General features: G+C 65.4%; 22 protein-coding genes. 4 read left to right on the forward strand and 18 right to left on the reverse strand.

The window, feature by feature from the left end; all coding sequences use genetic code 11:
* Positions 1-17: 17 nt before the first annotated feature.
* From JQ573_RS24930 to JQ573_RS24980, 11 genes are all read right to left on the reverse strand, one after another.
* Positions 18-851 carry a phosphoenolpyruvate hydrolase family protein gene (locus JQ573_RS24930; protein ID WP_212315784.1) on the reverse strand — a complete coding sequence of 278 codons (834 nt, stop codon included), beginning with the start codon at positions 849-851 and terminating at the stop codon, positions 18-20.
* Between the two features lie 3 nt (positions 852-854).
* Positions 855-3,065 carry an ABC transporter permease gene (locus tag JQ573_RS24935; RefSeq protein ID WP_212315783.1) on the reverse strand — a complete coding sequence of 737 codons (2,211 nt, stop codon included), beginning with the start codon at positions 3,063-3,065 and terminating at the stop codon, positions 855-857.
* On the reverse strand, positions 3,058-3,840 hold the full coding sequence (locus tag JQ573_RS24940; protein ID WP_212315782.1) for an ABC transporter ATP-binding protein: 783 nt from the start codon (positions 3,838-3,840) through the stop codon (positions 3,058-3,060). Before JQ573_RS24940 ends, JQ573_RS24935 begins: the two co-directional genes overlap by 8 nt.
* Positions 3,833-4,918, reverse strand: coding sequence for a branched-chain amino acid ABC transporter permease (locus JQ573_RS24945; RefSeq protein WP_212315781.1), 1,086 nt, complete (start codon positions 4,916-4,918; stop codon positions 3,833-3,835). Before JQ573_RS24945 ends, JQ573_RS24940 begins: the two co-directional genes overlap by 8 nt.
* A 1-nt stretch (position 4,919) precedes the next feature.
* Positions 4,920-5,930 carry a branched-chain amino acid ABC transporter permease gene (locus JQ573_RS24950; RefSeq protein WP_212315780.1) on the reverse strand — a complete coding sequence of 337 codons (1,011 nt, stop codon included), beginning with the start codon at positions 5,928-5,930 and terminating at the stop codon, positions 4,920-4,922.
* Between the two features lie 120 nt (positions 5,931-6,050).
* A complete protein-coding gene (locus JQ573_RS24955) occupies positions 6,051-6,869 on the reverse strand; it encodes a helix-turn-helix transcriptional regulator (RefSeq protein ID WP_212315779.1) in 819 nt (272 codons plus the stop codon).
* A 138-nt stretch (positions 6,870-7,007) separates the two neighbouring features.
* Entirely contained in the window at positions 7,008-8,258 is a 1,251-nt protein-coding gene (locus JQ573_RS24960; RefSeq protein WP_050401637.1) for an ABC transporter substrate-binding protein, read from the reverse strand.
* Positions 8,259-8,591: 333 nt separating this feature from the next.
* Positions 8,592-9,311 carry an SDR family NAD(P)-dependent oxidoreductase gene (locus JQ573_RS24965; RefSeq protein WP_212315777.1) on the reverse strand — a complete coding sequence of 240 codons (720 nt, stop codon included), beginning with the start codon at positions 9,309-9,311 and terminating at the stop codon, positions 8,592-8,594.
* A gap of 20 nt (positions 9,312-9,331) precedes the next feature.
* A complete protein-coding gene (locus JQ573_RS24970) occupies positions 9,332-10,576 on the reverse strand; it encodes an acyl-CoA dehydrogenase family protein (protein WP_249132246.1) in 1,245 nt (414 codons plus the stop codon).
* 113 nt (positions 10,577-10,689) lie between these two features.
* Positions 10,690-11,625 carry a helix-turn-helix domain-containing protein gene (locus JQ573_RS24975; protein WP_212315775.1) on the reverse strand — a complete coding sequence of 312 codons (936 nt, stop codon included), beginning with the start codon at positions 11,623-11,625 and terminating at the stop codon, positions 10,690-10,692.
* Positions 11,626-11,760: 135 nt separating this feature from the next.
* Positions 11,761-12,534 carry an SDR family oxidoreductase gene (locus JQ573_RS24980; protein WP_212315773.1) on the reverse strand — a complete coding sequence of 258 codons (774 nt, stop codon included), beginning with the start codon at positions 12,532-12,534 and terminating at the stop codon, positions 11,761-11,763.
* A gap of 136 nt (positions 12,535-12,670) precedes the next feature.
* On the opposite strand from JQ573_RS24980, the gene JQ573_RS24985 reads away from it, so the two are divergent.
* The gene (locus tag JQ573_RS24985; RefSeq protein WP_212315771.1) at positions 12,671-13,579 is read left to right on the forward strand and encodes a LysR family transcriptional regulator; all 909 of its coding nucleotides are present in this window, start codon (positions 12,671-12,673) and stop codon (positions 13,577-13,579) included.
* A gap of 37 nt (positions 13,580-13,616) precedes the next feature.
* Here the strand turns inward: JQ573_RS24985 and JQ573_RS24990 are convergent, their stop codons facing one another.
* The 3 genes from JQ573_RS24990 to JQ573_RS25000 form a co-directional block, all read right to left on the reverse strand.
* A complete protein-coding gene (locus JQ573_RS24990) occupies positions 13,617-13,769 on the reverse strand; it encodes a hypothetical protein (RefSeq protein ID WP_212315769.1) in 153 nt (50 codons plus the stop codon).
* Positions 13,770-13,901: 132 nt separating this feature from the next.
* Positions 13,902-14,375, reverse strand: coding sequence for a hypothetical protein (locus tag JQ573_RS24995; protein WP_212315767.1), 474 nt, complete (start codon positions 14,373-14,375; stop codon positions 13,902-13,904).
* A gap of 45 nt (positions 14,376-14,420) precedes the next feature.
* Positions 14,421-14,882, reverse strand: coding sequence for a hypothetical protein (locus tag JQ573_RS25000; protein WP_249132248.1), 462 nt, complete (start codon positions 14,880-14,882; stop codon positions 14,421-14,423).
* Between JQ573_RS25000 and JQ573_RS25005 the strand changes: the two genes are divergently transcribed.
* Complete coding sequence (locus JQ573_RS25005; protein ID WP_212315765.1) at positions 14,875-15,807, forward strand: LysR family transcriptional regulator; 933 nt, start codon at positions 14,875-14,877, stop codon at positions 15,805-15,807. The genes JQ573_RS25000 and JQ573_RS25005 overlap by 8 nt on opposite strands.
* A gap of 49 nt (positions 15,808-15,856) precedes the next feature.
* On the opposite strand, the gene JQ573_RS25010 is transcribed toward JQ573_RS25005, so the two are convergent.
* From JQ573_RS25010 to tuf, 3 genes are all read right to left on the reverse strand, one after another.
* Complete coding sequence (locus JQ573_RS25010; RefSeq protein ID WP_212315763.1) at positions 15,857-18,130, reverse strand: TonB-dependent receptor; 2,274 nt, start codon at positions 18,128-18,130, stop codon at positions 15,857-15,859.
* 147 nt (positions 18,131-18,277) lie between these two features.
* Positions 18,278-18,649: a hypothetical protein gene (locus JQ573_RS40330; RefSeq protein WP_249132250.1), complete on the reverse strand. Its 372-nt coding sequence runs from the start codon at positions 18,647-18,649 to the stop codon at positions 18,278-18,280.
* A 197-nt stretch (positions 18,650-18,846) separates the two neighbouring features.
* On the reverse strand, positions 18,847-20,052 hold the full coding sequence (tuf, locus tag JQ573_RS25020) for an elongation factor Tu (protein WP_212315761.1): 1,206 nt from the start codon (positions 20,050-20,052) through the stop codon (positions 18,847-18,849).
* 358 nt (positions 20,053-20,410) lie between these two features.
* Between tuf and JQ573_RS25025 the strand changes: the two genes are divergently transcribed.
* On the forward strand, positions 20,411-21,031 hold the full coding sequence (locus tag JQ573_RS25025) for a hypothetical protein (protein WP_212315759.1): 621 nt from the start codon (positions 20,411-20,413) through the stop codon (positions 21,029-21,031).
* Positions 21,032-21,155: 124 nt separating this feature from the next.
* A complete protein-coding gene (locus JQ573_RS25030) occupies positions 21,156-21,929 on the forward strand; it encodes an SDR family NAD(P)-dependent oxidoreductase (protein ID WP_212315757.1) in 774 nt (257 codons plus the stop codon).
* Between the two features lie 234 nt (positions 21,930-22,163).
* On the opposite strand, the gene JQ573_RS25035 is transcribed toward JQ573_RS25030, so the two are convergent.
* On the reverse strand, positions 22,164-24,635 hold the full coding sequence (locus JQ573_RS25035) for a TonB-dependent receptor (RefSeq protein ID WP_283815110.1): 2,472 nt from the start codon (positions 24,633-24,635) through the stop codon (positions 22,164-22,166).
* Positions 24,636-24,678: the final 43 nt, after the last annotated feature.

Below are 24,678 nucleotides of genomic sequence, written 5' to 3' on the forward strand. Positions count from 1 at the left end.
CCTTGGTCACGGCGGCTCTAGCGCGCGCCGATCGCCTTGAACTTGCGAACCTGATCCGTCAGCGCCCGCTCGACCGGCAAGCGCTCCATCGAGGAGGCGCCGTAGAAGCCGTGGCAGTTGGGGGTCTGCTTCATGATGAAATCGGCATCCGCGGGATCGGCGATCGGGCCGCCATGCGCGAGCACGATGATGTTCGAATTGACGCTGAGCGCGGCCTCGGCCCAGGCCTTGATGCGGGCAGGGCAGTCGGCGAGCTTCAGCGCGGTCTGCGCGCCAATCGTGCCGCCCGTGGTGAGGCCCATATGGCAGACGATGATGTCGGCGCCCGCGATCGCCATCGCGGTCGCTTCCTGCTCGCTGAACACATAGGGCGTGGTCAGCATGTTCTTGTCATGCGCCTTCGCGATCATGTCGATCTCGAGCGCATAGGACATCCCGGTCTCTTCGAGATTGGCGCGGAAGGTGCCGTCGATCAGTCCGACGGTCGGGAAGTTCTGCACGCCGGCGAAGCCGATGGCCTTGAGCTGGTCGAGGAACACGTCCATGTCGCGGAACGGATCGGTACCGTTGACGCCGGCGAGCACCGGCGTCTTGGTCACGACCGGTAATACTTCGCCGGCCATCTCGACGACGATGGCGTTGGCATCGCCGTAGGGCATCAGTCCGGCGAGCGAGCCGCGGCCGGCCATGCGGTAGCGGCCGGAATTGTAGATCACGATCAGGTCGACGCCGCCGGCCTCCTCGCATTTTGCCGATAGGCCAGTGCCGGCGCCGCCGCCGACGATCGGCTCGCCGCGTGCGATCATGGCGTGAAACTTCTTCAACAGCGCCGCGCGTTCAAACCTGGGCATGGGTCACCTCGCCACTCTCCGCCGGCCACCGGCGCGTCCGAGCAGCGGACGGAACGCGCTGACGATGGCGGCGGTGAACTCGGGATCGTTGATGTTGCGCTTGATGCGGATGATCTGCCGGTTGCCCGTCTGGCGCACGGTGCGCTCCAGCGCGCGGAACAGCGCCGTGTCGGCATCGGGGTCCCAGAACGGCTGGCCGGGCGCATCGAGCGCGGAGACGCCGCCTTCGGCCAGGAAGAAACGCACCGACCCGTCCATCTGGTTGAGGCGCTCGCCGATCCAGCGGCCCATCCGCTCGTTCTCTTCCGGCGTGGTCCGCATCAAGGTGACCTGCGGATTGTGGACATGGAATTTGCGCTGCCGGTAGCGCTCCGGAATCGTGTCGGGCGCGCCGAAGTTCACCATATCCAGCGCGCCGACCGAGCCGACATAGGGCACGCGGCTGCGGATGATGGCGCCGAAGCGATCGTCGGTCGCCGGGAACACGCCGCCCATCAGCAGGTCACAGACCTCGGTCGTGGTGAGGTCGATGACGCCGGCAAGCTGGCCGGACTCGACCAGCTTCTCCATCGATCGGCCGCCGACGCCGGTGGCGTGGAACACGAGGCACTCGAAATCCTCGCGCAGGTCGGCTGCGATCTTCTGCACGGCCTGAGTGGTGACGCCGAACATGGTAATGCCGATGGCCGGAGGATGAGCGCCGGTATCGCGTGGCTTGCCGGTCTGTTCCTCGAGCCGCGCCTTGACCATGCCGACCAGGGCATGGGCGCCGTTGCCGAGCACCGTGCGCGAAATCGAATTGAGGCCCTGCACGTCGGTCACCGAATACATCATGGTGATGTCAGCGGGCCCGACATAAGGACCGACGTCGCCGGAGGCGACCGAGGAGATGATGAGCTTCGGTACGCCGATCGGAAGCGCGCGCATGCCCGGCGCGACCAGCGACGCGCCACCCGAACCCCCGGCGGAAATAATGCCGGCGACATTGCCCTGGCGGCGCAGCCACCGCTCGAACGCGTCCGCCATCGCGGTTACCGAGGCGCCGCGATCGGTGCCGAACACGCCGGAGCCGCCGCGGCTGTGGTTGAGGGCAATCTCCTGCGCGGTGACGTCGCAGCTCGCCGCCTTGCCGCTGGTCGAAACGTCGACCAGCCGGGTGCGCAGGCCGCTGGCCGCGATGATATCGCGGATGAAGCGCAGCTCCGCACCCTTGGTGTCGAGCGTGCCGACGACCAGCACGACGGGAGGCCCCGATGTCCTCGACGTCGCCAGTTCGCGTCGCGTACGGGTTGCTTCCTCGAGACGCGTGACGGCGACGGACTGCGTCCGCGCGGCGGCCTCGATACGGGCGATCGGCACCGGTTGCGACCAGCGCGTCGGCAGCACGGGATTGGAGACGTAGATGCGAGCCGGACCCTTGCGTTCCGACTGCGGCGCGCCGGCCGCCTCAGCTTTTGCCGGCGCCGTCTCGGCATCAATCTCGTTAGCGCCGTGGGTGCCGACGCCGAGTAGCCGCTGCTGCAACTCGCGGTCGGTGGCGAGCCGCGCGGAGTCGATGATGCGATTGATCCGGCCATTGACCATGATGGCGACGTTGCGCGATACCGCCGTCGCGACGCCGATGTTCTGCTCGATGACCAGGATGGACATGTCGCCTTCGTCGCCGAGGCGTAGCAGCATCTCCTCGACTTGCGCGACGATGACAGGCGCGAGGCCCTCGGTCGGTTCGTCCATGATCAGGAGCTGCGGATTGGTGAGCAGTGCGCGCGAGATCGCGAGCATCTGCTGCTCGCCGCCGGAGAGCTGGTTGCCGCCGTTGTTCCTGCGTTCGGCGAGGCGCGGGAAGGTGTCGTAGATGCGCTCGATGGTCCAGGCGCCGCGGCGCAGGCCGCCGGCGAGCGCAAGGTGTTCGTCGACCGTCAGCGAACGCCACAGTCGCCGGCCCTGCGGCACATAGCCGACGCCGAGCCGGGCGATGCGCGCCGGATTGAGCCGCGTGACTTCCTCGCCGCGAATCCGGATCGAGCCACTGCTGGCGCGCACCAGGCCCATGATGGCCTTGCACAGCGTGGTCTTGCCCATGCCGTTGCGGCCGACCACCGAGAACACGCCGGTATCGAGCGTAAGGTCGACGCCTTGCAGCGCGTGCGCATGGCCGTAATAGACGTCGAGGCCCTTCACCTCGAGTGCGGGCGCGGTGCGACGGTCATTCATGGCCGCCTCCGAGATAAAGCTCCTGCACCTCGGGATCGGACTCGATCTCGCGCGGCAGCCCTTCCTTGAAGATGCGGCCGTTGTGCATCATCGTCACGCTCTCGACGACGCGCAGCGCAACGTCCATGTCGTGCTCGATGATGATGTAGCCGATATGCGCAGGCAGCGAGGTCAGGATCTCGATCAGCTCGCGCCGCTCGGTCGGCGACAGTCCCGCCGCCGGCTCGTCGAACAGGATGAAGCGCGGCGCGCCGGCGAGGGCTAGTGCGATCTCGAGCTGGCGCTGCTGGCCATGCGCCAGCTCGGCGACGCGCTGCTCCTTGACGCCGGCAAGGTGCACGGCCTGCACCAGCGTCTCGGTCGCGTGCATCAGCGCATCGTTCTGCCCCGGGCGCAGCAACGAGAACCGGCCGCGGGAGACGCCGCGGCAGGCGAGATAGACGTTGTCCTGCACGGTGAGGCCGGGGAACAGCGCCGAGATCTGGTAGGTGCGGCGCAGTCCGCGGCGGATCCGCTCATAGGGCGGGAACTGGGTGATGTCCTCGCCGAAGAAGCGGATCGTGCCGGAGGAGGGCGGGAAGTCGCCGGTGATGCAGTTGAACAGCGTCGTCTTGCCGGCGCCGTTCGAGCCGAGCACCGCGCGCCGCTCGCCCGGACGCACGGTGATGGTGACGTCGGTCAGCGCCGCCAGCGCGCCGAACAGCCGGGTCACGCCGCGCAGCTCCAGGGCTGCGCCGGCGCCGACCACGGACAGTCGCTGCGCGACGCTATCCATGGCGGCCTCCGACCGAACGTTGTGTCGCGGATGCGCTGCGGCGCCGCCAGCGTTCCCAGAGGCCGATCACGCCGTCGGATGACCAGAACACGATGGCGAGGAAGCCGAGCCCGATCAGCAGCCGGAAGCGGTTGCCGTCGAGCCCGAACTTGATCAGCACGTCGAGCGCGAAGGTGCGCAGCAGCACGAAGATCAGCGCGCCGATGAACGGGCCGATCGGCCGGGTGATGCCGCCGACCACGGCGATGATCAGGACGTCGATGCAAGCGCCGACGCTGACTGAGCCCGGCGAGATCTGCCGGTAGTTCCAGACCTGCAACACGCCGCCGAGTGCCGCGATGAAGGCGGCGAAGGCGTAGGCGGCGATGCGGTGGGCATTGGGATTGAAGCCGAGCGCGGCCATGCGGCGGGGGTTGTCGCGGACGCCTTGCAGCGCGAGGCCGAACGGCGCGCGCGAGACATACTGGACGGCGAAGTAGCAGATCGCGGCGACGCCGAGCGTCACATAATAGAAGGCGATGTCGGCGCGCCAGTCGACGCCCCAGAAGTGCGGGGTCGCGACGGTGTTGATGCCGGTATGGCCGTTGAAGATCGCCCAGTTCTGGTTGGTGAAGTAGTAGAATGCCGCACCGATCGCGAGCGTGATCATGATGGTGTAGATGCCCTCGGTGCGCACCGCGAGCGCGCCGCCGAGCGTGCCGAACAGCGTCGCCAGCGCGAGCGCCATTGGCGTTGCGAGCCACCACGGCCAGCCGAGGCTGATATTGGCGTTGCCGCTCATGCCGAACACCGCGACCATGTAGCCGGCAAAGCCCGCGATCGTGAGCTGCATCAGGCTGACCATGCCGCCATAGCCGGCGAGGAACATCAGGCTCAGCGCAATGACGCCGAGGATCAGCGTGGTGGCGAAGATCTCGATCAGGAAGAAGCCGTTGGCGATCAGCGGCATGATCACGAGGATCAGCGCGACCAGCCAGGCCGCCGGGTTCTGGAATTCCGGCCAGGCGCGGATCAAGGCGCGGCGGGTCGCGTTGGCGGAAGGATCGGGGCGGAACTGGGTGCTCTGCAGCAACGACATCTCATCGCCTCGCGAGCAGGCCCTGCGGCCGCAGCGCCAGCACCACGACCATGATCAGGAAGGTGACGACGATGGCGTAGGTCGGGATGTAGACCGAGCCGAGCTGCTCGGCGAGCCCGATGATGACGGCGCCGAGCGCAGCGCCCGGGATCGAGCCCATGCCGCCGACGATCACGACCACGAGCGAAGCCAGCAGGAAGCGCGTATCCTCGCCCGGCGACAGCGACTGGAAGGTGCCGCCGACCACGCCGGCGATGCCGGCGAGCCCCGCGCCGAGCGCGAACACCAGCACGAACACCAGCTGGATCCGAACCCCGGTCGCGGCCAGGATGTCGCGGTCGTCGACCCCGGCGCGCACGATCATGCCGATCCGCGTACGGTTGAGCGCCAGCCACATTGCGACGCCGATCACGACGGACGCCGCGAAGATCACCAGCCGTACCAGCGGATATTGCAGATAGACCGGCTCGCCCGATGATTTGATTGCGGTGAGCAGCGGCAGCTGCACCGGCCCGATCAGCCAGCTCGGGGTCTGGACCTGGTAGAAGTCGCCGCCGAACACCCAGAGCATCAAATCCGCGAACACGATCGAGAGCCCGATCGTGACCATGGTCTGCCTGAGGTCCTGACCCTCCATGCGGCGGAACACGGCGAGCTGCAGGATCACGCCGACCAGCGCCGCCGCGATGAAAGCGACGATGAAGCTGAGGATCCATGATCCGGTCCAGGTGCTGATCGCGTAGCCGATATAGCCACCGAACAGATAGAGCGAGCCGTGGGCGAGGTTGACGTTGCGCATCAGGCCGAAGATCAGCGTGAAGCCGCTGGCCACCAGGAAATACAGCCCACCGAGCGTGACGCCGTTCAAGACGGCGTTGAGGAACACGCGCTTGCGGCCGATCGCGGCTTCCAGCCCCGGCGGCCAGATCGCGAACACCAGCCACAGCAGCACCGCGACCGCGATGATCACGATCAGCGCCCAGGCCGGATGGCGTTCGATGAACCTGGCCATCTCCGTCGCGTTCCCTCTGACGTCGCGACCGTCTGCCGGGCCGCGTGTCCAGTATCCTACCGAGGGCGAAAGCGGCGGATTTGATCGAGAGTATCTTTTATCGTCTGCTCTGGAACTCTTTCACGGCCGCAACACCTTGGCAGCGCGGCGATAGTCGGTCGGGGCCATGCCGACATTGGCGGCGAAGAAGCGGGTGAAACCGCTCTGCGAGGAGAAGCCGAGATCGAAGCCGATATCGGCGATCGGCGTTTCGGTCGCGACCAGCGCATCCAGCGCCTGCTCCATGATTAGCGTGTTCATGTAGAGGTGAGGGGTGACGCCGGTCTGGGTGCGGAACAGCCGGTAGAAATGCGGCCGCGACAACCCCGCTTCGCGCGCGATCGCATCGAGCTCGATCTCGGCGCCGGGGCTTTCCGACATCAGCTTGATCGATTTGCGGACCCGGAAATCGGTCACCGCGGCGGCGGCGCGCGCGTCCTGCGCCGCCTGCCAGCTCTCCTCGTAGCAGGAGTCGATCAGCTGCCGGAGCTCGCAGTCGAGGCTGCGCAGCGACGGCGCGCCGCACACCAGTGCTGCGGTGCGGCGGATCAGCCGGTCGAGCGCCTCCGTGCGCGGAAAGAAGGTGCGGCCGAACCGCAGGCCCTGCGCGCTCGCCGGCTGCGGCGCGAACCATTCGGCGTTGACATAGAGCACGAAGAAGATCGCGCCGTGGTCCATGTCGGTCGGCAGAAAATTGTGCGGTTCCCACGGGTTGACCGCAACCACGGTGTCGTCCTTGAGCAGCAGGCGCTGCTCGGAGACATCGATCTGCGCCGGCGTTCCGCCGACATGAAAGATCAGGTGCCCTTCGCGGTGCGCATGCACGTTGAAGGGACGGTTCAACTGATAGACCGTCGCGCGACCGAACCGGCCGTGGAAGACGGCAAGCGCCCTGCTCATGCCTCCCCTCCCGCGGGATGTTCTTGTCTTTTCGACAAGCGTTCATCATCCGCCCGCGGAAAGCAAGGGCGAGCAGGGCTGTTCATGCAACCGCGCGCTTCCGTCACGGCTGGCTTGCTCGCACCTGCAACAAATACGTCAGTACTTCTTGCACTCCGGGACCGTGCGGCTCGGCAGGCCGATCTTGGCGAACACCGCCGGATCGTAGCCCAGCGTCTGGTTGACGTTCGGGATCACCTTCACGACCTTGCTGAACAGCGCGCCCTTGCCGTCATCGACCACCTCGGTGACGAAATTGGTGCCGATCGCCTGGCGGTTGGCGTCGAGCTTGATCTTGCCATTCGGGGCGTCGATCTCGATCTTGGCCAGCGCGTCCTTCAGCTTGGCCTGGTTGTTGGAGAGATCGCCATTGACCTGCCGCAGCGCCAGGATCAGCGCCATGGTCGAGCCGTAATAGTTGGTGGCGAGCAGCGACGGGCTCGGGAAGCGTTTGCTCTCCGGGAACGAGTCCTGATAGGCCTTCACGAATTTCTGCCAGCCCGGATCCTCCCAGGTATCGGCCTGGCCGCTCGCGGCGATGGTGCCGATCAGCGCGTTCTTGGCGCTGCCCTTCGACGACAGGATGGTCTGGTCGATCATGATCGAGCCGCCCATCAGATGCGCCTTGCCGCCGGCCTGCTGATACTGGTTGAGGAAGTTGACGGCGTCGGCGCCGCCGAGGCCGAGATAGATCGCATCGACATCGTCAGGCAGCGCGGCGATGACAGAGGCGAAGTCCTTGGTGCCGAGCGGCACCCATTGCCGGTTGGTGACCTGGCCGCCGGCGCCGCAGAACTCCAGCACCAGGCCGAACACCTGGGTGTAGATGAACGAGTAATCCTCGCCGACCGTCGCGATCTTGCGATAGCCCTTGGTCTCATAGGCATATTTGCCGAGGCCGACCTGCCACTGCGCGCCGTCCATGTTGTAGCGGAAGAAGTTCGGCGCCGGATCGACGTAGGTCGTCTCCTGCGCGCCGGAGGCGGCGTTGACGAAGGTCAGCTCCGGATGGGTCTTGGCAAAATTCTTCACCGCGATGCCCTCGTCGCCGGATAGCGGCGACAGCAGGATCTGCACCTTGTCCTGCTCGATCAGCTTGCGCACCGCGCGCACCGCGGAGTCCGGCGTCGCATCGGTCGAGGCGACGACGAATTCGAGCTCCTTGTCGCCGATCTTCTTGCCGAGCACGTTGAGCGCGGTCTGGTGGCCGCGCATGCCGTCCTCGCCGAGCACCGTATAGGTGCCCTCGAGCGTCGCGGTGACGCCGACCTTGATCTTCTCCTGGGCGAACGCCGTGCCCGAAAGCAACAGGCTGCTCAACGCAATCAGTCCCAAACTGCCTTTCAACATCGCTCTCCTCCCTCTGTGTTGTCACCGGCGCCAACATGGCCTGACGAAGGCTGATTGGCGTCCGGTTGTTGCGGCAAAGCTAGCCGAAGGCAGGCGCGGCGCGGATGTCGTCGCAGCGGGGGTGCTTAACGGGCAGTCTCATTTTGATTGTTGCGCCGCAACGAGATTCGCGGCGGGACCGCATACACAATCGTCGTCTCGGCCTGCGCCGGGACGACACTGAATTTGTGCACGCGTCAATTGCGCATTCGGCGTCCACCGCATCTCACGCCGCGTTCGTGCGCCGCGAGGCCCGTAGCGCGGAGCGGCAACATGGTCCGGACATCGCCTGCGTTACGGCATGTGGTGGCCGGCGGCCTGTCCGCCGTCGACGTGGAGCACTTCTCCGGTCACGAAGCCTGCGCCATCGAGGTAGAGCACCGCGTCGACGATGTCGGAGATATCTCCCATCCTGCCAACAGGGTGAAGGGCTGCGAGCGCCTGATGCGCCTCCGCCGGGTGCATCGGGGTCTTGATGATCCCGGGCGACACCGCGTTGACGCGGATTCCGGTCCTTGCATATTCGATGGCGAGCGCGCGGGTTGCGGCGTTCAGGGCGCCCTTTGTCAGCGAAGCGAGGGCGGCGGGAACGCTGCTCATCGGCTGGTCGACGAGACTCGTCGTGATCGTGACGACGTGGCCGTGGCCCTGCTTGCTCATCAGCTCCAGCGCGCGCCGGGTCATGTGGAAGAAGCCGGTGACGTTGGTCGAGATGTAGCTGGCGTAGTCATCCTGCGTGTAGGCCGTGAAAGGTTTTGCCATGAAGATGCCGGCGTTGTTGACCAGCGTGTCGACGCGACCGAAACGCTGCAGCGCCGCCTTGAACACCTGCTCTGCCGTATCGGCTGCACCGACGTCGCCCGCCACCGTGACGATATCGGCATCGGCGGCCGGCTTGATCGAGCGTGACGTCGCGACGACCCGGCAGTTGCGATCCCTGAAGGCCTGAACGAGGCCGGCTCCGATCCCCTGCGATGCGCCGGTGACGACTGCCACTTTCCGCTCTGTGCTCATGATTGCACTCCTTTTTCGCGCTACGCTGCGCCGCTTGCGGCGAGCGGGCTGTAGTCGCGGCTCTTGAACATCGCGTGCAGTTGCCGGCGCCGGATGCCGATATTGCCGCCGTCGAAGATCGGCAGCGCGAGCGCGTCCTGCAGCAGGCCGCCGAATGGCGCCTCATGATCGTAGCTGTCGATCCCGACCACCCGCATCAGATCGGTGATGACGCGCACGGCGGCCTCGGAGCCGAAGATCTTGGCCTGCACCGCCAGCTCTTCGGCCGCCGGCGACTGGGTGTCCAGTGCATGGCAGGCGCGCCAGCTGAGAGTGCGCGCCGCCTCGATCGTGGTCTTGGCATCGGCGAGCGCGTATCCGACCGCTTGATGCTCGATGATGGGGTGGACGCCGCCGCGCTTTTCGCTGCGGGCAAAATCGAGCGCGAACGCGAAGGCTGAGCGCATCAACGCGACGCCGAAGATTCCGACCAGGGCCGCGGTGCCGGTGAATGCCGCCGCGGTCAGCGCCAGGCCGGCACCTTGCTGTCCGAGCAGATTGTGGTGTGGCGCCGCGACATTCTGCAAAGCAAACTGCGGCACGAGATGCGCGCGATGACCGATGCTGTCGATTGCACGTTCGAACACGAGACCGTTCACCGGTCCTTGCACGGCAATGATCGAGATAGCGGCGTCCGGCGCTGCTGCCGGATCGGTCCGGCACACGATGGTCAGAAGATCGGCGCCCTCGCGATTCCAGCCGGTGGCCGAGGACACCCATTTCTTGCGGCCGTTGATCAGCCAGTTGTCGCCCTCTCGCTTGGCCGTAGTGCGGACACCTTCGCCGGGTGGCGGCGAGGCCGCGTTGGCGCTGCCGCCCGGTTCGCTGGAGCAGAAGGCCGCGAGCGGCGCGCCGCTGGTCTTCAGGAACGGCGGAAGCAGCCGCTGGCATTGCTCCGGCGTGCCGCCGAGCAGCAGCGGCAAGAGGCCGAGCACGCTGCCGAGCATGGTGAGCGTCACGCTGGGGTTCACGCTGTAGAATTCCTCCGCGAGGATCGCCATGTCGATCATGCCGGCATTGTCGCCGCCCGCCGGCGCCGGAATGCATTTGCGCAGATAGCCCGCCGCCACCACCGCCTCATAGGTCGGCTTGGTCGCGAGAAAGCGCTGCTCGGGCGTCGCCAGCTTTTCGGCGGCCCTGGCATCGGCCAGCACCTCCCTCGCAAACTTACGGGAGGCGAGCTGCAGCTCGCGCTGCTGTGCCGTGAGCGTGAAATCGATCGCCATGCCAATGCCCTCCGTGTCGGCGGTTCGGGCTATGGCTATCGCGGTGTGGTCAGGAAATCTTGGACGGCAGTGCCCGATTTCTTGGCGCGGAGTGAACCAGCTCTCGTCGCGCTTCAGTGTGCGGCGGCGCGGCGGAACTCGCGCGGGGCGAGGCCATTGTGGCGCTTGAACAGGCGGTTGAAATGCGAGATGTCGCGGAAGCCCGCGGCAAAGGCGATCTCGGCAATGGTCTTGTGCGCTGAGGTGCGATCGAGCAGGGCGCGCGTGCACGCGGCGATCCGCTGCTCGTTGACGTGTTCGCCCACCGAGCGGCCGGTGCTCGCAAACAGGCGGTGCACGTAGCGCTCGGAGCAGCGGAATTTTGCGGCCAGCGCCGGCGCACCGAGCTCGGGGTCGTCGCTGTGCCGGGCGATATGGTCAAGCATCATCGACAGCAGCACCGGCGTATGCACGCGCTCCGCCGCCATGTCGGCGAGGATGTCGGGTGCGTGCGCGATCAGCTCGGCGATATGCGTGCCGAGCATCGCCGAGGTTGTTGGGAGGCGACCGCCGCTCAGGCAGAGCTCGGCGTAGCTCGCCAGCGTCCGCGAGAGCGCGCGACCGGTTTCGGTCGCAGACAGACCGAGCCGCGGGCGATCGAACAGCGTGTCCGGCAACAGGCGCCGCGGCACGGCAAAGCAGAACAGCTTGAAGTGATGCCGGTGGGCGATCTCGAACGGCTGCGTCGTATCGGCAACCGCGAGATCGCCGGGGGCGCTGATCTGCTCGTGGCCGCGCTGCGAGGTGCGTCCCAGCCCTTCGAGCTGGAGGTTGACGAAGCAAAGGTCGTCGGTGCTCGCAGCGATGTGCGAGGCGAGCCGGTGCACGATGTGCCCGCTCGCCGTGACCCGCGATATCTGCAGCGGCGCGGCGTCGACCTTGCAGATCGCGCCGGCAAACGACTCCTCGGCAATCCTGCGCGGCTCCAGTCGCACGAAGGCGGCTGCGAGGTCGTCGGCCCAACTGCCGAAGGGCTGATCCGGACGGGCCGGCCTGGTCGACCATTCCATGTGCGCCTCGAATAGACCGTCACTGCGAAGGGCCCAGCGGGGCGAACGATATCGCCGGCCAAACCGGCGGTCAAATTCCGCCGGCGGCCTGTTTTTCCTGCAAAGCATGGCGCGTGCATGCAGAGGACGACGGTCTCACTTCGTGGTGTAGCCGCCATTGACCAAAATGGTCTGGCCGGTCATCCACCAGCCGTCCGACACCAGCAGGCGAATCCAGGGCACGACATCCTTGATGTCGGTGAGACCGGTCTTCGAGAAACCGGACAGCGCCGCGGCCGATTTGTGATAGGCGACCGCATCGGTGCCTTCGGCCGGATAGAAGAACGGCGTGTCCATCGGGCCGGGGCCGATCGCAGTCACCGAGATGCCGCGTGCGCCGAATTCTTTCGAGGCCGCGCGGGTGAAATGCTCGACCGGCGCCTTGGTGCCGGCATAGGCGGCATAGAACGGCGTGTAGGCGCCGAGCAGCGACGTCACCAGGGTGCAGATCTTGCCGTTGTCGTTCAGATGGCGGCCGGCTTCCTTGAGGAAGAAGAACGCGGACTTGGCGTTGACCGCGCTCATCGCGTCGTATTCGGCCTCCGAGATCTCGACCATCGGCTTCTTCAACACCTTGCCGACGGTGTTGATCGCGATGTCGGGACGGCCGATCGCAGCGACAGCATCAGTGAACAGCTTCTCCATCGCGCCCGAGGTCGTGAGGTTGGCCTGGAACGCGACCGCGTTGGCGCCAGCAGCCTTGATCGCGGCGACGGTCGCGTCGGCGTCGGCCTTGGTCGCGGCGCTGTTGTAGTGGATTGCGATCGCCTTCGCGCCGTGCGCCGCGAGATCGCGTGCGATCAGGCCGCCGAGGTTCTTGGCGCCGCCGGCGATGATGACGGTCTTTCCCTTGATGCTGTGGTCGGTCATGGCGTTCGCCTCTCCGGATCTCGCGGCCGCGCCGTGCGGCCGCTTTCTGGAGACAACGATATCGTCTAGGATTTGCCGATAAAGCTGTGCATTCTGACCTCACTTGTCAGAAATGGCGAACAATCGGGGCCCGATCTTGGACCGCATCGATCTCTTCCGCATCTTCGCCCGCGTCGTCGAGTGCGCGAGCTTTACGCGGGCGGCCGACACGCTCGGGCTGCCGCGCTCGTCGGTCTCGTCAGCGGTCGCGGAGCTGGAGCAGCGCATCGGCGCCCGGCTGCTGCACCGGACGACGCGAAAAGTGTCGCTCACGCATGATGGCGCGGCCTTCTACGAACGGTGCCTGCGCGTCGTCGCCGATGTCGAGGAGGCCGAGACCCTGTTCCGCCATGCCGCGGCCGAGCCGTCGGGTCGACTGAGGGTCGACGTGCCCGGGCGGATCGGACGCCTGATCATCGCGCCGGCGCTGCCTGCCTTCCTCGATCGCTATCCGCAGATTGACATCGATCTCGGCGTCACCGATCGCGCCATCAACCTGATCGCGGACTCCGCCGATTGCGTCGTGCGCGTCGGCGCGCTCGGCGATTCCGGTTTGATCGCGCGGCCGCTCGGCAATCTGACGCTGATCAACGTCGCGAGCGCGGGATATCTTGCGCGCCACGGCACCCCGCAGACGCCGGATGATCTCGCCACGCATTGGGCGGTCAACTACGCCTCGCCGTCCACCGGCCGCATCGAGGAGTGGGAATGGTGTGAGCAGGGCGCGTCGCGCACCATCGCGATGCGCGGCCGCGTCACCGTCAACAGCGCGGAAGCCTATATCGCGTGTTGCCTGGCCGGCCTCGGGCTGATCCAGATTCCCGCCTACGACGTGAAGCGGCATCTCGATGCCGGAGAGCTCGTTGAGGTGATGCCGCAGCATCGCGCGGCGCCGATGCCGATGACCTTGCTCTATCCGCACCGCCAGCATCTGTCGCGGCGGCTACAGGTGTTTGCCGATTGGCTGACGGCACTGCTGAAAGAGAAGCTGCTTGTCGCGGACTAGAACTTCAGCGTGATGCGGGCCCGAAAGCCGCAGCGCGTCATCGCCTGCTGTTGCCGGCGCGGGTCGAGGTCGTCCTTGTCGCGCGCTTCACCTCGGCCTTGGGCTGGAAAAACAGGCCGGGCATCACCGAAACCAGTCCGAAGGTCATTCCGAGGAATGCCAGGAACGTATCGAGATAATTGATCTCCATTTCAGTTGTCTCCATTCGGCTTGCACCGGGCCGCCCCGGTGCAATGCGTTCGTTGAACCTAGATATGGTCCGGTACATTGCTCGGTACAATAGAAACATTGATCTCGGAGCAATACTTTCAATGCTCCGCGTCTAGGCTGCAATCCGGGCCTTCTGAAGCGCCTCCGCGTGCCGCTGCTCGATGGCTTTGACGGAGTTTTCGAATGCCTTTTCCAGGACGCCTCTGCCGATCGGCCCGAGCACGAGGCCGAGGAGCCATCCCTTGAGATTCTTGCCCTCGCGCACCACGACCACGTCAATGTCGGTCGTGCCATCGGACCGCCGCACGAAGTTGTAGGTATGGCCCGACTTGCCACCCCACACATTGGAGTCGGTCGTCGTCAGGACGACATGGTCGGGGTCGGACCAGTCGTAGTGCAAACGTTCCCAGATGCCGTTCGAGCCCTCGGTCACATCCGCCTGCGAAGGGCCGCGATCATGCATCTTGAGATACGCGTCGGCGCTGTTGCCGAACAGTTTGGAGCGGCCCGGCCCGAAGTCGGTGAGGCCGGCGACGTACTGCTCGGGCGTCAAGCTGGTCGTCCGATGAAGGTGGATCGTGGACATCTGTCGCTCCTGCACCTTTGATGGAAGGCTCCGACCGCTGTGCCACTAGTTGGAGAGCGTGCCCGACTTGCGGACAGTCACGCTGTCGCCGTTCCGGCTGATCTCCACTGCGCCTGCCTGGTTCGGCGTCGAGAGCAGGGCACGCTGACCGGGCGCCAGCACCGAGACGAAGCGGACCGCCGTTCCGGCCTCGCCCTGTGAGAGCGTGGTCACGACGCGATATCCGTCGGGCTCGACCGTGTAGTAGGCGACGCCGGACACGTCGCCCAGATGGATGCTTTGGGCCTCTATCGGCCGGAGTCCGCGCGCCTCTGCGGCGCCAAACGAGGCGCCAAGTGAGGCGAGGGCAAAGGCTGTGGCGAGAACTGTGCTGCGGATCGACATGGGATCCTCCATTGGCTTGAGTGTTGGAACCTGGGCGGCGAGCGATTGCCCGTCTGCTCCCTTGCCGGAGGAGATGGTGAGGCTATGATCATCGATCAAACAGATAGGATCGATAATGGCCATCGATGCCGTCAATTTGGGTCGGATCGACCTGAATTTGCTTGTTCATCTCAATGCGCTGCTCACCGAACGGAGCGTGACCCGGGCGGCAGGCTCCGTCGGCATTGGCCAATCCGCGATGAGTCACAATCTCGCCCGCCTGCGCGAACTGTTCGATGACGAGTTGCTCACGCGCGGGGCCGACGGCATGCGCCTCACCCCGCGCGCGATGACCTTGGTCGATCCGGTGCGGACCGCGCTCGCACAGGTCGAGGCGGTGCTGCTGCGCGAGAAGACCTTCGATCCGGCCACGGCGGTGCGGACGTTCAGGCTCGGCCTGTCGGACAGTATGGAAATCCTGATCGTGCCGCGCCTTCTGGCGCGCATGCGCGAGATTGCGCCGGGCATTCACCTGCGGCTGTACAACGTCGATACGTCCCGGCTGCTCGATGATCTCGACGCCGACGAAGTGGATCTCGCGCTCTCCTACGGGCCGATCCAGCAAGGACAATTGCATCACAAACAGCGCGTGCTGTTCACCGAGAGCTTCCTTTGCATGTTCAATGCGGAGAAGACGGGCATCACGCCGCCCATCTCGCTCAAGGACTACATCCGACTTCCGCACGTGCTGACCAGCCTGCGGCCGGGGCGCACCGTGCGCGGCACTGTCGATGAGGCGCTCGAAGAGCTCGGCCTGCAGCGGTCCGTTGCGCTGACCACGCCGCGCTTCCTCACCGTGCCGTATCTGGTGGCGCAGGCGCCCGTGATCGTCACCATGGGCGCGCGGCTGGCGCGCCGCTTCGCCGCCGATCTCGGGCTCAGCCTCAGTCCGCCGCCGGTGAAGGTGAAAGACGTTACGGTGTCACTGCTGTGGCATGCGTCCTACCATCACGACCCGGCCCATGTCTGGTTGCGGGACCAGCTGGTCAAACTGGTCGCCGAACTGTGAGCCGGCACGGCGGGCGCGTGTCTCCGCAGCGCCTGCTGAACAGGCCTCGTCAGAACTTCTGCGTGATGCCGGCATAGAAGCCGCGGCGCGGGCCGTATTGCGGCGCGAACACGCCGATGCCGGAGCCGTCGCGGATCTGGTAGACGGTGTCGAACAAATTGACAACGTCGAAGCGCAGCGTGGTCGGCTTGTTCGGTGCGACAATGTTGAAGTCGTGCGAGACGCCGACGTTGACCTGCGCGTAGGGCGGCACCGTGCCAGTATTGGCGAAGCCGTCGCGCAGGCCTGAACCGTAGATCACCGACGCGCTGAACTTGGTGTCGTGCCATTGGTACCAGCCGCCGACCGATGCGGTCAGCGTCTGGGCATGGTCGGTGTTGACGTAATTGTTGGCGATGTAGGCCAGTTCGTCCGGATCGAACAGATACTGGTTCGAGACGACCTGGGTGGCGACTTGCCTCGCGATCGCGACATTGCCGTAGAGATGCAGATTGTCGTGGTCGTATCGCGCGGTCAGCTCGACGCCTTCGTTGGTGCCTTTCGCATAGTTGAAGGCGGTCAGGACGTAGGCCTGGCCGAACTGGCCGTCGTCGAGCAGGTCGGTCGCGATCTTGTAATAGGCGTCCATGCCGACCTCGAGGCCGGGGATCGCATCAACTTTCTGCTTGACGCCGATGTCGAACACGTGCGAGCGCTCCGGCAGCACGGGGTCTTTGGCGGTGGTCGCCGGCTGCGCCGTCGTGTTCTGTACCAGCGCAAGATTGGTCGGGGCAGCCAGCACCTGCTCGGGCGGCGTGAAGTTGCGGGCATAGCCGGCATGGAAGGTCGTGCCGTCAGTGGGCTTCCATGTCAGGCTGATCCGCGGGCTCAGCTGGTTGGCATCGACATATTGCCACATCTGGTCGAAGCGCAGGCCGGCATTGAGCGTCAGCTGGTTCGTGATCTTCCATTCGTCGGCAATGTAGGTGGAGAACAGATATCCGGTCTTGGCGCTGGAATCGAACACCGAGAGCGGCGCGTCGATCGGGTTGCCGGCATCGTCGAGCGGCAGCACGGTCGAGCCGTTGTTGACCAGCGACCGCTCGGCGCTCGACGCGACGCCGAACTTCAGCGTGTGCGCGAAGCCCAGCCTGTAGGAGGTGTCCTCCTGGATGCCGTTGATGAAGCTCTGGCGATAGACGTCCGACGCGACGCCGTTGAAGACGAGATCGCCGACCGGATCGGGCATGAAGTGCAGCTGGCTGTAGCGATTGAAATAGGCGACCTGGTAGTCGAACCCGTCGCCCGACTTCTGATAGGCCACGACGTTGAACTGGTTGAATTCGTGTTGTCGTTCGTTGAGCAGCGCAGAATCGAAGTTCGAGACGCCGTAGGCGGTGAAGGCCGGAGCCTGGCCGGGATTGTTGGGGATCTGATAGGCGCCGTTGGAGACACCGCCGATATAGGTCAGCCGGCTGGTCGGATTGAGCGCGGTCGAGACATAGGCAAAGCCCTTTTCCTGGTCGGTCCGGTCGTGGATCGCGCTATAGGCCGGCGTCGGGTTCTCGATGCCGACATCGCTGCCGAAATAGCGGCCGGAGACGTAATACTGCGTCTGTCCGATCGTGCCGCCATAGTCGACGCTGGTGGTGAAGGTGCCGTGGCTGCCGCCATAGACGCTGACGCTGCCGGAATTGTTGAAGGCATCGGCCTTGGTCTGGATGTCGAGCACGCCGGCGGTGCGCAGGCCATACTGCGCGGGCAGTGCACCCGTGATCAGCGCCATGCTGCCGACGATCCCGGTGTCGATGATCTGGCCGAAGGCGCCGACGCCGTCGGGGAGCATGATCCCGTTGATACGGTATTGCAGGTTGGCGTGCTCGTTGCGCACGTGCAGCTCGCCGCTTGCGGCGGAGTCCTGCGAAACCCCGGGCGCCTGCAGCAGCGCCTTGTCGAGCGTGGTGTTGGTGCCCTGTGGCAATGCCTCGAGGGCTTGCCGGCTCATCTGGTAGCTGTTGGCGCCGGTGGGTGCCAGCAGCGCGGCGCGGGCCTGGTCGAGCCGCGTGTTCTGGCTTGCGACGGCTTGCGCCTGGGTTTGCTCCGGAGATTCCGGCGTCGCCGATACCGCTCCGGTTCTGCGCGCGCGGTGGCCGCCGCCGCTCGCAACGCGCGTCTTCGGCTTGTTCGGTCCGGACGGCGCGGTGTGGCGCTGCGGCGCCGTCACCGTGATGTCGGGAAGAGTGGTTGTCGGCGCCGTCGTCTGCCCGAATGCGGCGCCGTTCATCCCGTAGACCAAGAGCGATGCAGCGCCGGCGGCGGCGCGTCGTCTCATAATTCCTGACATGTTGGTTCCCGATCTCACGAGGCTGCGATCCGGATCCTCACCGAAGGACGCGGTCGAGCCCGCCGTCGATGCGCGACGGCGAAATTCCCCATTGCTCAAACGGCAGCCGAATGGTGGCCGCGTTCGACGTTCAGTCGTGCAGGGAGTTCAGGAGATCGGAGGCGCGCGCGGCTGATAATGCAGCCGGCCGATATCAAGCGGCGCCGCATAATTGTCGATCTGCCAGGAGAGCAGAGCGATGGCATCGGGCAATTGAAGTGGCGGCAACGCCGGCGCCGGCGTCGCCGTGCTCGTCATCGCTACGACGGCGCAGATAGCGCAGAGATCTACGGCCAGATCGGAATCAGGATTCGAACGAGGCTCGTCGCGCGAGGCGTTCTCGATATGCGCCGCGAACGACGCTGTCGCCTGTGCCGGCGCAATGGCATGAAAATGGCCGAACGACAGCACGAACTGGATCGACAGCGCCAACAGCGCCAGCCGAGCCCCGTGCCTGTTGTTCGAACGAAACCACTTCATGACGACGCCATTTCCGCATCGAGAGGTCACAAGAACGATGGACGGCGCCTGCGACGCGGTGTCGCACAGTTTCGAAAACGTGCCGGTCTGTCAATCTGCATTGCCGGGCAATGCGATCAATTTCCAGGCGATCGGGCGATCTTGCAACATCGCGACGTTGGAAAATGGGGGCCCGGCTTATGCCGCGCCCCCATTCCTCACTCGACGATCGCGGTGACCACGCCGGCACCGACGGTGCGGTTGCCTTCACGGATCGCGAAGCGCGACCGCGCCTCGAGCGCGATCGGCTTGTTGAGCTCGATCGTGAACTCGGCGCTGTCGCCTGGCATCACCATCTCGGCGCCGTCGGCGAGCTGGACGGTGCCGGTGACGTCGGCGGTCCGGAAGTAGAACTGCGGACGATAGTTGGCGAAGAACGGCGTGTGCCGGCCGCCTTCGTCCTTCGTCAGCACATACACTTCCGCGCGGAAGGTCCGGTGCGGCGACGCACCACCCGGATGCGACAGCACCTGACCGCGCTGCACGAGAGCCTTGTCGATCCCGCGCAGCAGGCAGCCGACATTGTCGCCGGCCTGCCCCTGATCGAGGATCTTCCGGTAGCTCTCGATGCTGGTCACGACCGACTTGCGGGTCTCGCCGAGGCCGACGATCTCGACCTCGTCGCCGATCCTGATCGTGCCGCGCTCGACGAGCCCGGTCACCACGGTGCCGCGCCCCGCGATCGACTGCACGCCCTCGATCGGCATCAGGAACGGACGATCCTTCGGCCGCTCGGGCAGCTCGATAAAGCTGTCCAGCGCCTCGAACAGTTCGAGGATCGCCTGATCCGCCAGCGGACCGTGCTCGCCGCGCAGCGCGGCCATCGCCGCACCGCGCACGACCGGCGCGTTGTCGCCGTCATACTGGTACTTCGACAACAGGTCACGCACCTCGATCTCGACGAGATCGACCAGTTCCGGATCGTCGGCGACATCGCACTTGTTCAGGAACACCACGATGCGCGGCACGCCGATCTGGCGCGCGAGCAGGATGTGCTCGCGCGTCTGCGGCATCGGTCCGTCGACGGCCGAGACGACCAGGATCGCGCCGTCCATCTGCGCCGCGCCGGTGATCATGTTCTTCACATAATCGGCGTGGCCCGGGCAGTCGACGTGCGAGTAGTGGCGCGCCGCCGTCGAGAACTCGACGTGGCTTGTCGCGATGGTCAGGATCTTCGTATCGTCACGCGTACCTTGCGCGGCCGACGCCTTGGCAACGTCCTGATAGGAGACGAACTCGCCCCAGCCGTGATCGGCTGAAACCTTCGTCATCGCTGCCGTCAGCGTCGTCTTGCCATGATCCACGTGGCCGATCGTGCCAACATTGCAGTTGGGCTTGAGGCGGATGAACTTCTCTTTGGCCATGGGACACCTGTGGTGTTCGAGCTCCCGTGCTGGTTTGCACGACTCGTGGCACCGCGAGAGCCCGTTCGGCGCCAGGAGCCGCTTCCGCTCCGGGCTACCTTCCAATGTCAGGTGTGACGTGGGGTCAGGTCCAAAGCAGAATGGCGGCGGACGAGGGCATTAGCCCTCCCGTCATCAGCACTGATGCTCGCTGTGACTGCCGCATGTTGGAAACCTGGGTCGCTCGCTCTACAAAAGGAGGCGCGTACATAAGCGGTCGCCACGCAATTGGCAAGAGGCGGGGCTGTCGCGCCGAAGTGCAGCACTGGCATTGTCGACGTCCGACGGGTATAGTTTGGCCGCACGTGACGGTAACCCTATGTCCACTTTCGCAAGCAAATCCGGTCTCGCAATCATCGCCGCAGTGCTCTGTCTCGGCGCCCAGCAGGCCAACGCCCAGGCCGGCCCTGTGCGCTACTGGACGCCGGGCTCGCTGTTCGGCTTCGGCAGCAGCCTGGCCGATGGCCAGCAGGCGGACACTTACGGCAACTTTCCGGGCTTTGACGCCACCGCCCCGCAAGGCGGCGACTTCTCGTATCTGAACGGCCGTCCGGATGGCTGGTTCATCGGCGGCGAAGGCGGCCGCGCCGGCTGGAACACGCTCGGTCGATCGGCGGCGTTCGGCTCGCTCGAATATCAGGGCGCGCAGGTCGGCTACAATTTCAAGGGCGTCGGCGATACGCCCGTGACGTTCTTCGCCGGCTTCGACTCGTTGAAATACAATCCCCCCGGCGCCGGCGGTCCGCTGGCGCCGTTCAGCGGCAATCCCGGCGTCAACGCCGGGTATACGGCACGTGCGGGACTCGAGTTCCGCCCGACCTCGAATGTCACCCTGTCGTTCGGGGCCGGTTTCACCCAGCAAGGGGCGGAGCGCATGGACAGCGACATCCATTCGCAGCTGCTGCCCGGCCAGTCACCGGTTCTGTTCGGCGGCCGCTAGCGCGAAGCCGGCAGCCTGACGGTAGCGCGTCAGCGCAAGACCACAGCGTTGCGATCCTGATCCAACCAGAACTTCAATCAGAACCAAGAAGGCTCGAGCTCGCGAGCACAATCAGGATCGAACCATGGACATGCAAGGCAAGATCGCACTCGTCACCGCCGCGGCATCGGGCGCCGGTCGTGCCGGCGCGCTCATTCTCGCGCGCGAGGGTGCTGCGGTCGCGGTGGTCGACCAGAACGAGGCCGGCGCGAAGGCGGTGGTCGAGGAGATCAAAAAGGGTGGTGGACGTGCGCTGGCGCTGGCCGGCGATCTGCGCGACGACAAGTTCTCGCGCGATATCGTTGCTGCGACCGTGAAGGAGTTCGGCGCGCTCGATTGCGTGTGGAATCATCTCGGCATTCCCGGTCCGTCTGTGATCGACGATCTGGAAGGCTGGGATCTCAGCGTCGATCTCAATCTGCGCTCGCAGCTGATCACCACCAATGCCGCGCTCGGGCAGATGACGACGCGGCGGAAGGGCAGCATCCTGTTCACCGCATCGACCTCGGGCCTGGTCGGCTCGCCTTGGAGCCCGACCTATTCAGCGGCCAAGGCCGGCGTAATCGGTCTCGCGCGGGCGCTCGCCAAGCGTCACGCCAAGGACGGCGTGCGCGTCAATGCGATCTGCCCTGGCGCGATCGACACGCCGATGCTGCGGGTGTTCGTCAACCGGCCGGACCAGCCGGGCCACAACGAGGCTGACCCCGAGGAATTGATCAAGGCTGCGGTGACCCGCAATCCGATGGGCCGCGCCGCGCGCCCTGAGGAGATCGCCGAGGTTGCGGTGTTCCTGCTGTCGGACAAGGCCTCGTTCGTCACCGGCATCGCGATGCCGGTCGACGGCGGGACGGTGGCGTAGACACCCGCGTCGCTCGCTAATGCCAGGATAGGTTAACTTCTGCGAAGGAAGTGCGCTCCCTCTCCCGCTTGCGGGGGAGGGCTGGGGTGGGGGTGTTTCCGCGATCGATGCTCTTTATGGGGAGTGAGCCCTCACCCGGATCGCATCTATCGATGCGATCCGACCTCCCCCGCAAGCGGGAGAGGTGCAGCGAGTTCGCGTCGCTGGCTCGCCGCACCCCAACTTCATCGCTTTCTAGAACTTCGCCCTGATGCCGGCGTAGGCGGCGAGCGGCATGCCGGGCACGAAGGTGCGGGGATCGCTCAACTGCGCCATCAGGTTGGGGAGGCCGCCGGCGCTGGTAAAGCCGCCCGTTTGGTAGAACGCGCCGCTTAGATAGTAGTGCCGGTTGAACACATTGTTGATCAGGCCGAACACCTCGATGTTCTTCGTGATCTGGTATGACGCGTGCAAATTGACGACCGAGTAGGCCGGCACCTTCGGGCTCTGGTTGGTGTAGTCATGGATGATCCACTGGCTGCCCACGAAATTGAGATCGGCGCCGACCTTCCACGCATCTGTCACGTTGTAGTCGACGCCGGCCTTGAAGCGGTGCGCGGGAATGCCTGGGATGTGGTCGCCCGGCATGACGTTGACGAATTGCGCGCCGGCATCGTTGGTCAGGGCATTCGGATTGTTCGGCGAAGACAGTGTGACCGCGCTTCGATAGGTGGCGTCGACAAAGGTGTAGTTGGCGTAGGCGTTCCAGCGATCGATGCGATAGTCGAGCTTGGCCTCGATGCCCTGCCGCAAGGTCTGCCCGGCATTCTGGAAGAAGCCGAAATTGTTGACGCCGAGCGGGCTCGTAACCTGGATGATGTCGTCGTCGGACAGGGTGTGGAACACGCCCAGGCCCCAGCTCAGCATGCCGGTCCTGGCGTCGCGGCCCCAGCTGCCGCGCAGGCCGGCCTCGACGGTGTGCGACACCACCTGCTTGAGCGGCGGGTCGGCCACCAGGAAGGTGTCGATCATGCAGGGATGGTTGGGATCGGAGCAGCCGAGCTCCAGCGGCGTCGGTGCGCGGTTGGCTTCCGAATAGCCGGCATAGGCGGTGAGGTTCGGGGTGATCTTGAAGGTGCCGCCGATCACCGGGTTGAAGCGCTGGAAACGATTGCTGCTGTTGAGTAGGTCGTTGGTTCCGGTCTGGTCCTGCAGGTCGATCTGGGCATAGTTGAACCGTCCACCGGCCGTGACCGAGAACCTGTTCGTCACGTCGAACGTGTCGGTGAGGTAGACGCCGGTGTAGGTGTTGGTGGCGCGCAGATCGACCGGGCTGAGGCCGGCGTCGGGCTGGTTGATGAAGACCCCGGTGCCCGTCACGAACAGATTCTGGTCGACGGTGCCGAGCTCGCTGGTCGCAGTAAACTTGGTGTTGCCATGGTCGACGCTGACGCCCATGACGACGTGGTTGTCGTGCCCGAACAGTCTGGCGGTATTGGTGAACTGGGCCGTGCCGCCGAAACTGTTAGTGGCAGCTCGGTTGCGATCGAGCTCGCCAAGGAAAGCGTTGCCCAGCGTGTTCGGAGTCGCGGGACCGTCCGCAGGACCGAAAACCGGGAGGCCGTCGCCGATGCACAAGGTCGTGGGATCGTCGCACGGCGCAACGTCAGTGCCGTTGCCGTCGACATGGGTCTGCCGGAAGCCGCGGAAATAGGCGTTGCCCTGGAACGACCAGGTGTCCGAGAAATTATGGCTCAGCGTGGCGTTGACGAAAGCGAGCTGCAGCATCGTCGATTGCGGCCAGGTGTAGACGCTCGACCAGCGCTGGTTGAGCATCTCGACCGGCGTTGCGGCGACGTTGCCGAGCAGATTGCTGGCGCCGGTGAAATTGACGTGGAATTCGGTGTCATCGTTGCGCGCGCCGATGTCGACATACATGCGGTTGACGTGCGACGAATTGGCATAGTCGCGCCAGCCGCGGTCATAGGCGGATTCGAACGCGGCATAGGCCGAGATATTGTCCTTCTGGCCGCCGGCCTGCACGCTGCCCTGCACGCGCCCAAAGGAGCCGCCGAACACTTCACCCTCGACGCCCTGATAGGTGAAACCGTTCTTCATCTGGATGCTGAGCGCGCCGCCGATCGCGTTGAGGCCGAACACGGGGTTATTGGGAACCAGCGACACTCGGTCGATGGCCTTTTCCGGGATGAAATCCCAGTTGACCACGTCACCCCAGGATTCGTTGACGCGGACGCCGTTCTGATAGACCGCGATGCCCTGCGGCGTTCCCTGAACCGGCGAGGCGACGAAGCCGCGATAGTCGAGATTGCGCTGGAAGGGATTGCCGGTCTGATCGGTCAGCGTGACGCCGGGCAGCTTGCGGTTCACCGAGTCAAGAAAGTTCGTCGAATAGTTGCGGCTGAAATCCGCCGAGGTCAGCACCTCGGTGTTGGACGGGATCTTGTCGCGATCAAGCAGGCTCGAGTCGCGGTCGGACGGACCAGGGACCCCGGTACCGCCCTCGGGCGCCGCCGCGGTTTGCACCGACGCGGCCCGTGTGCGGGCGGTTCGCGAGGTCCGCACCACCGGCCGGGCGGCAGGCTTGATGCTGCGTGTGCCTGACAGCGGCGAGGGGGCAATCACGGTGACCGGCGGTAGTTCGGTCGGGGCAGGGGTCTGGGCCTGCACCATCGTCAGCGGCGCTGCAGCTCCGATGGCGGTGAGCATGGCCGCAACGCCGCGCGTAATGGCCGAAGAAGACAAAAATCGT

The organism is Bradyrhizobium sp. AUGA SZCCT0105 (assembly GCF_018129565.1).
GTDB lineage: Bacteria > Pseudomonadota > Alphaproteobacteria > Rhizobiales > Xanthobacteraceae > Bradyrhizobium.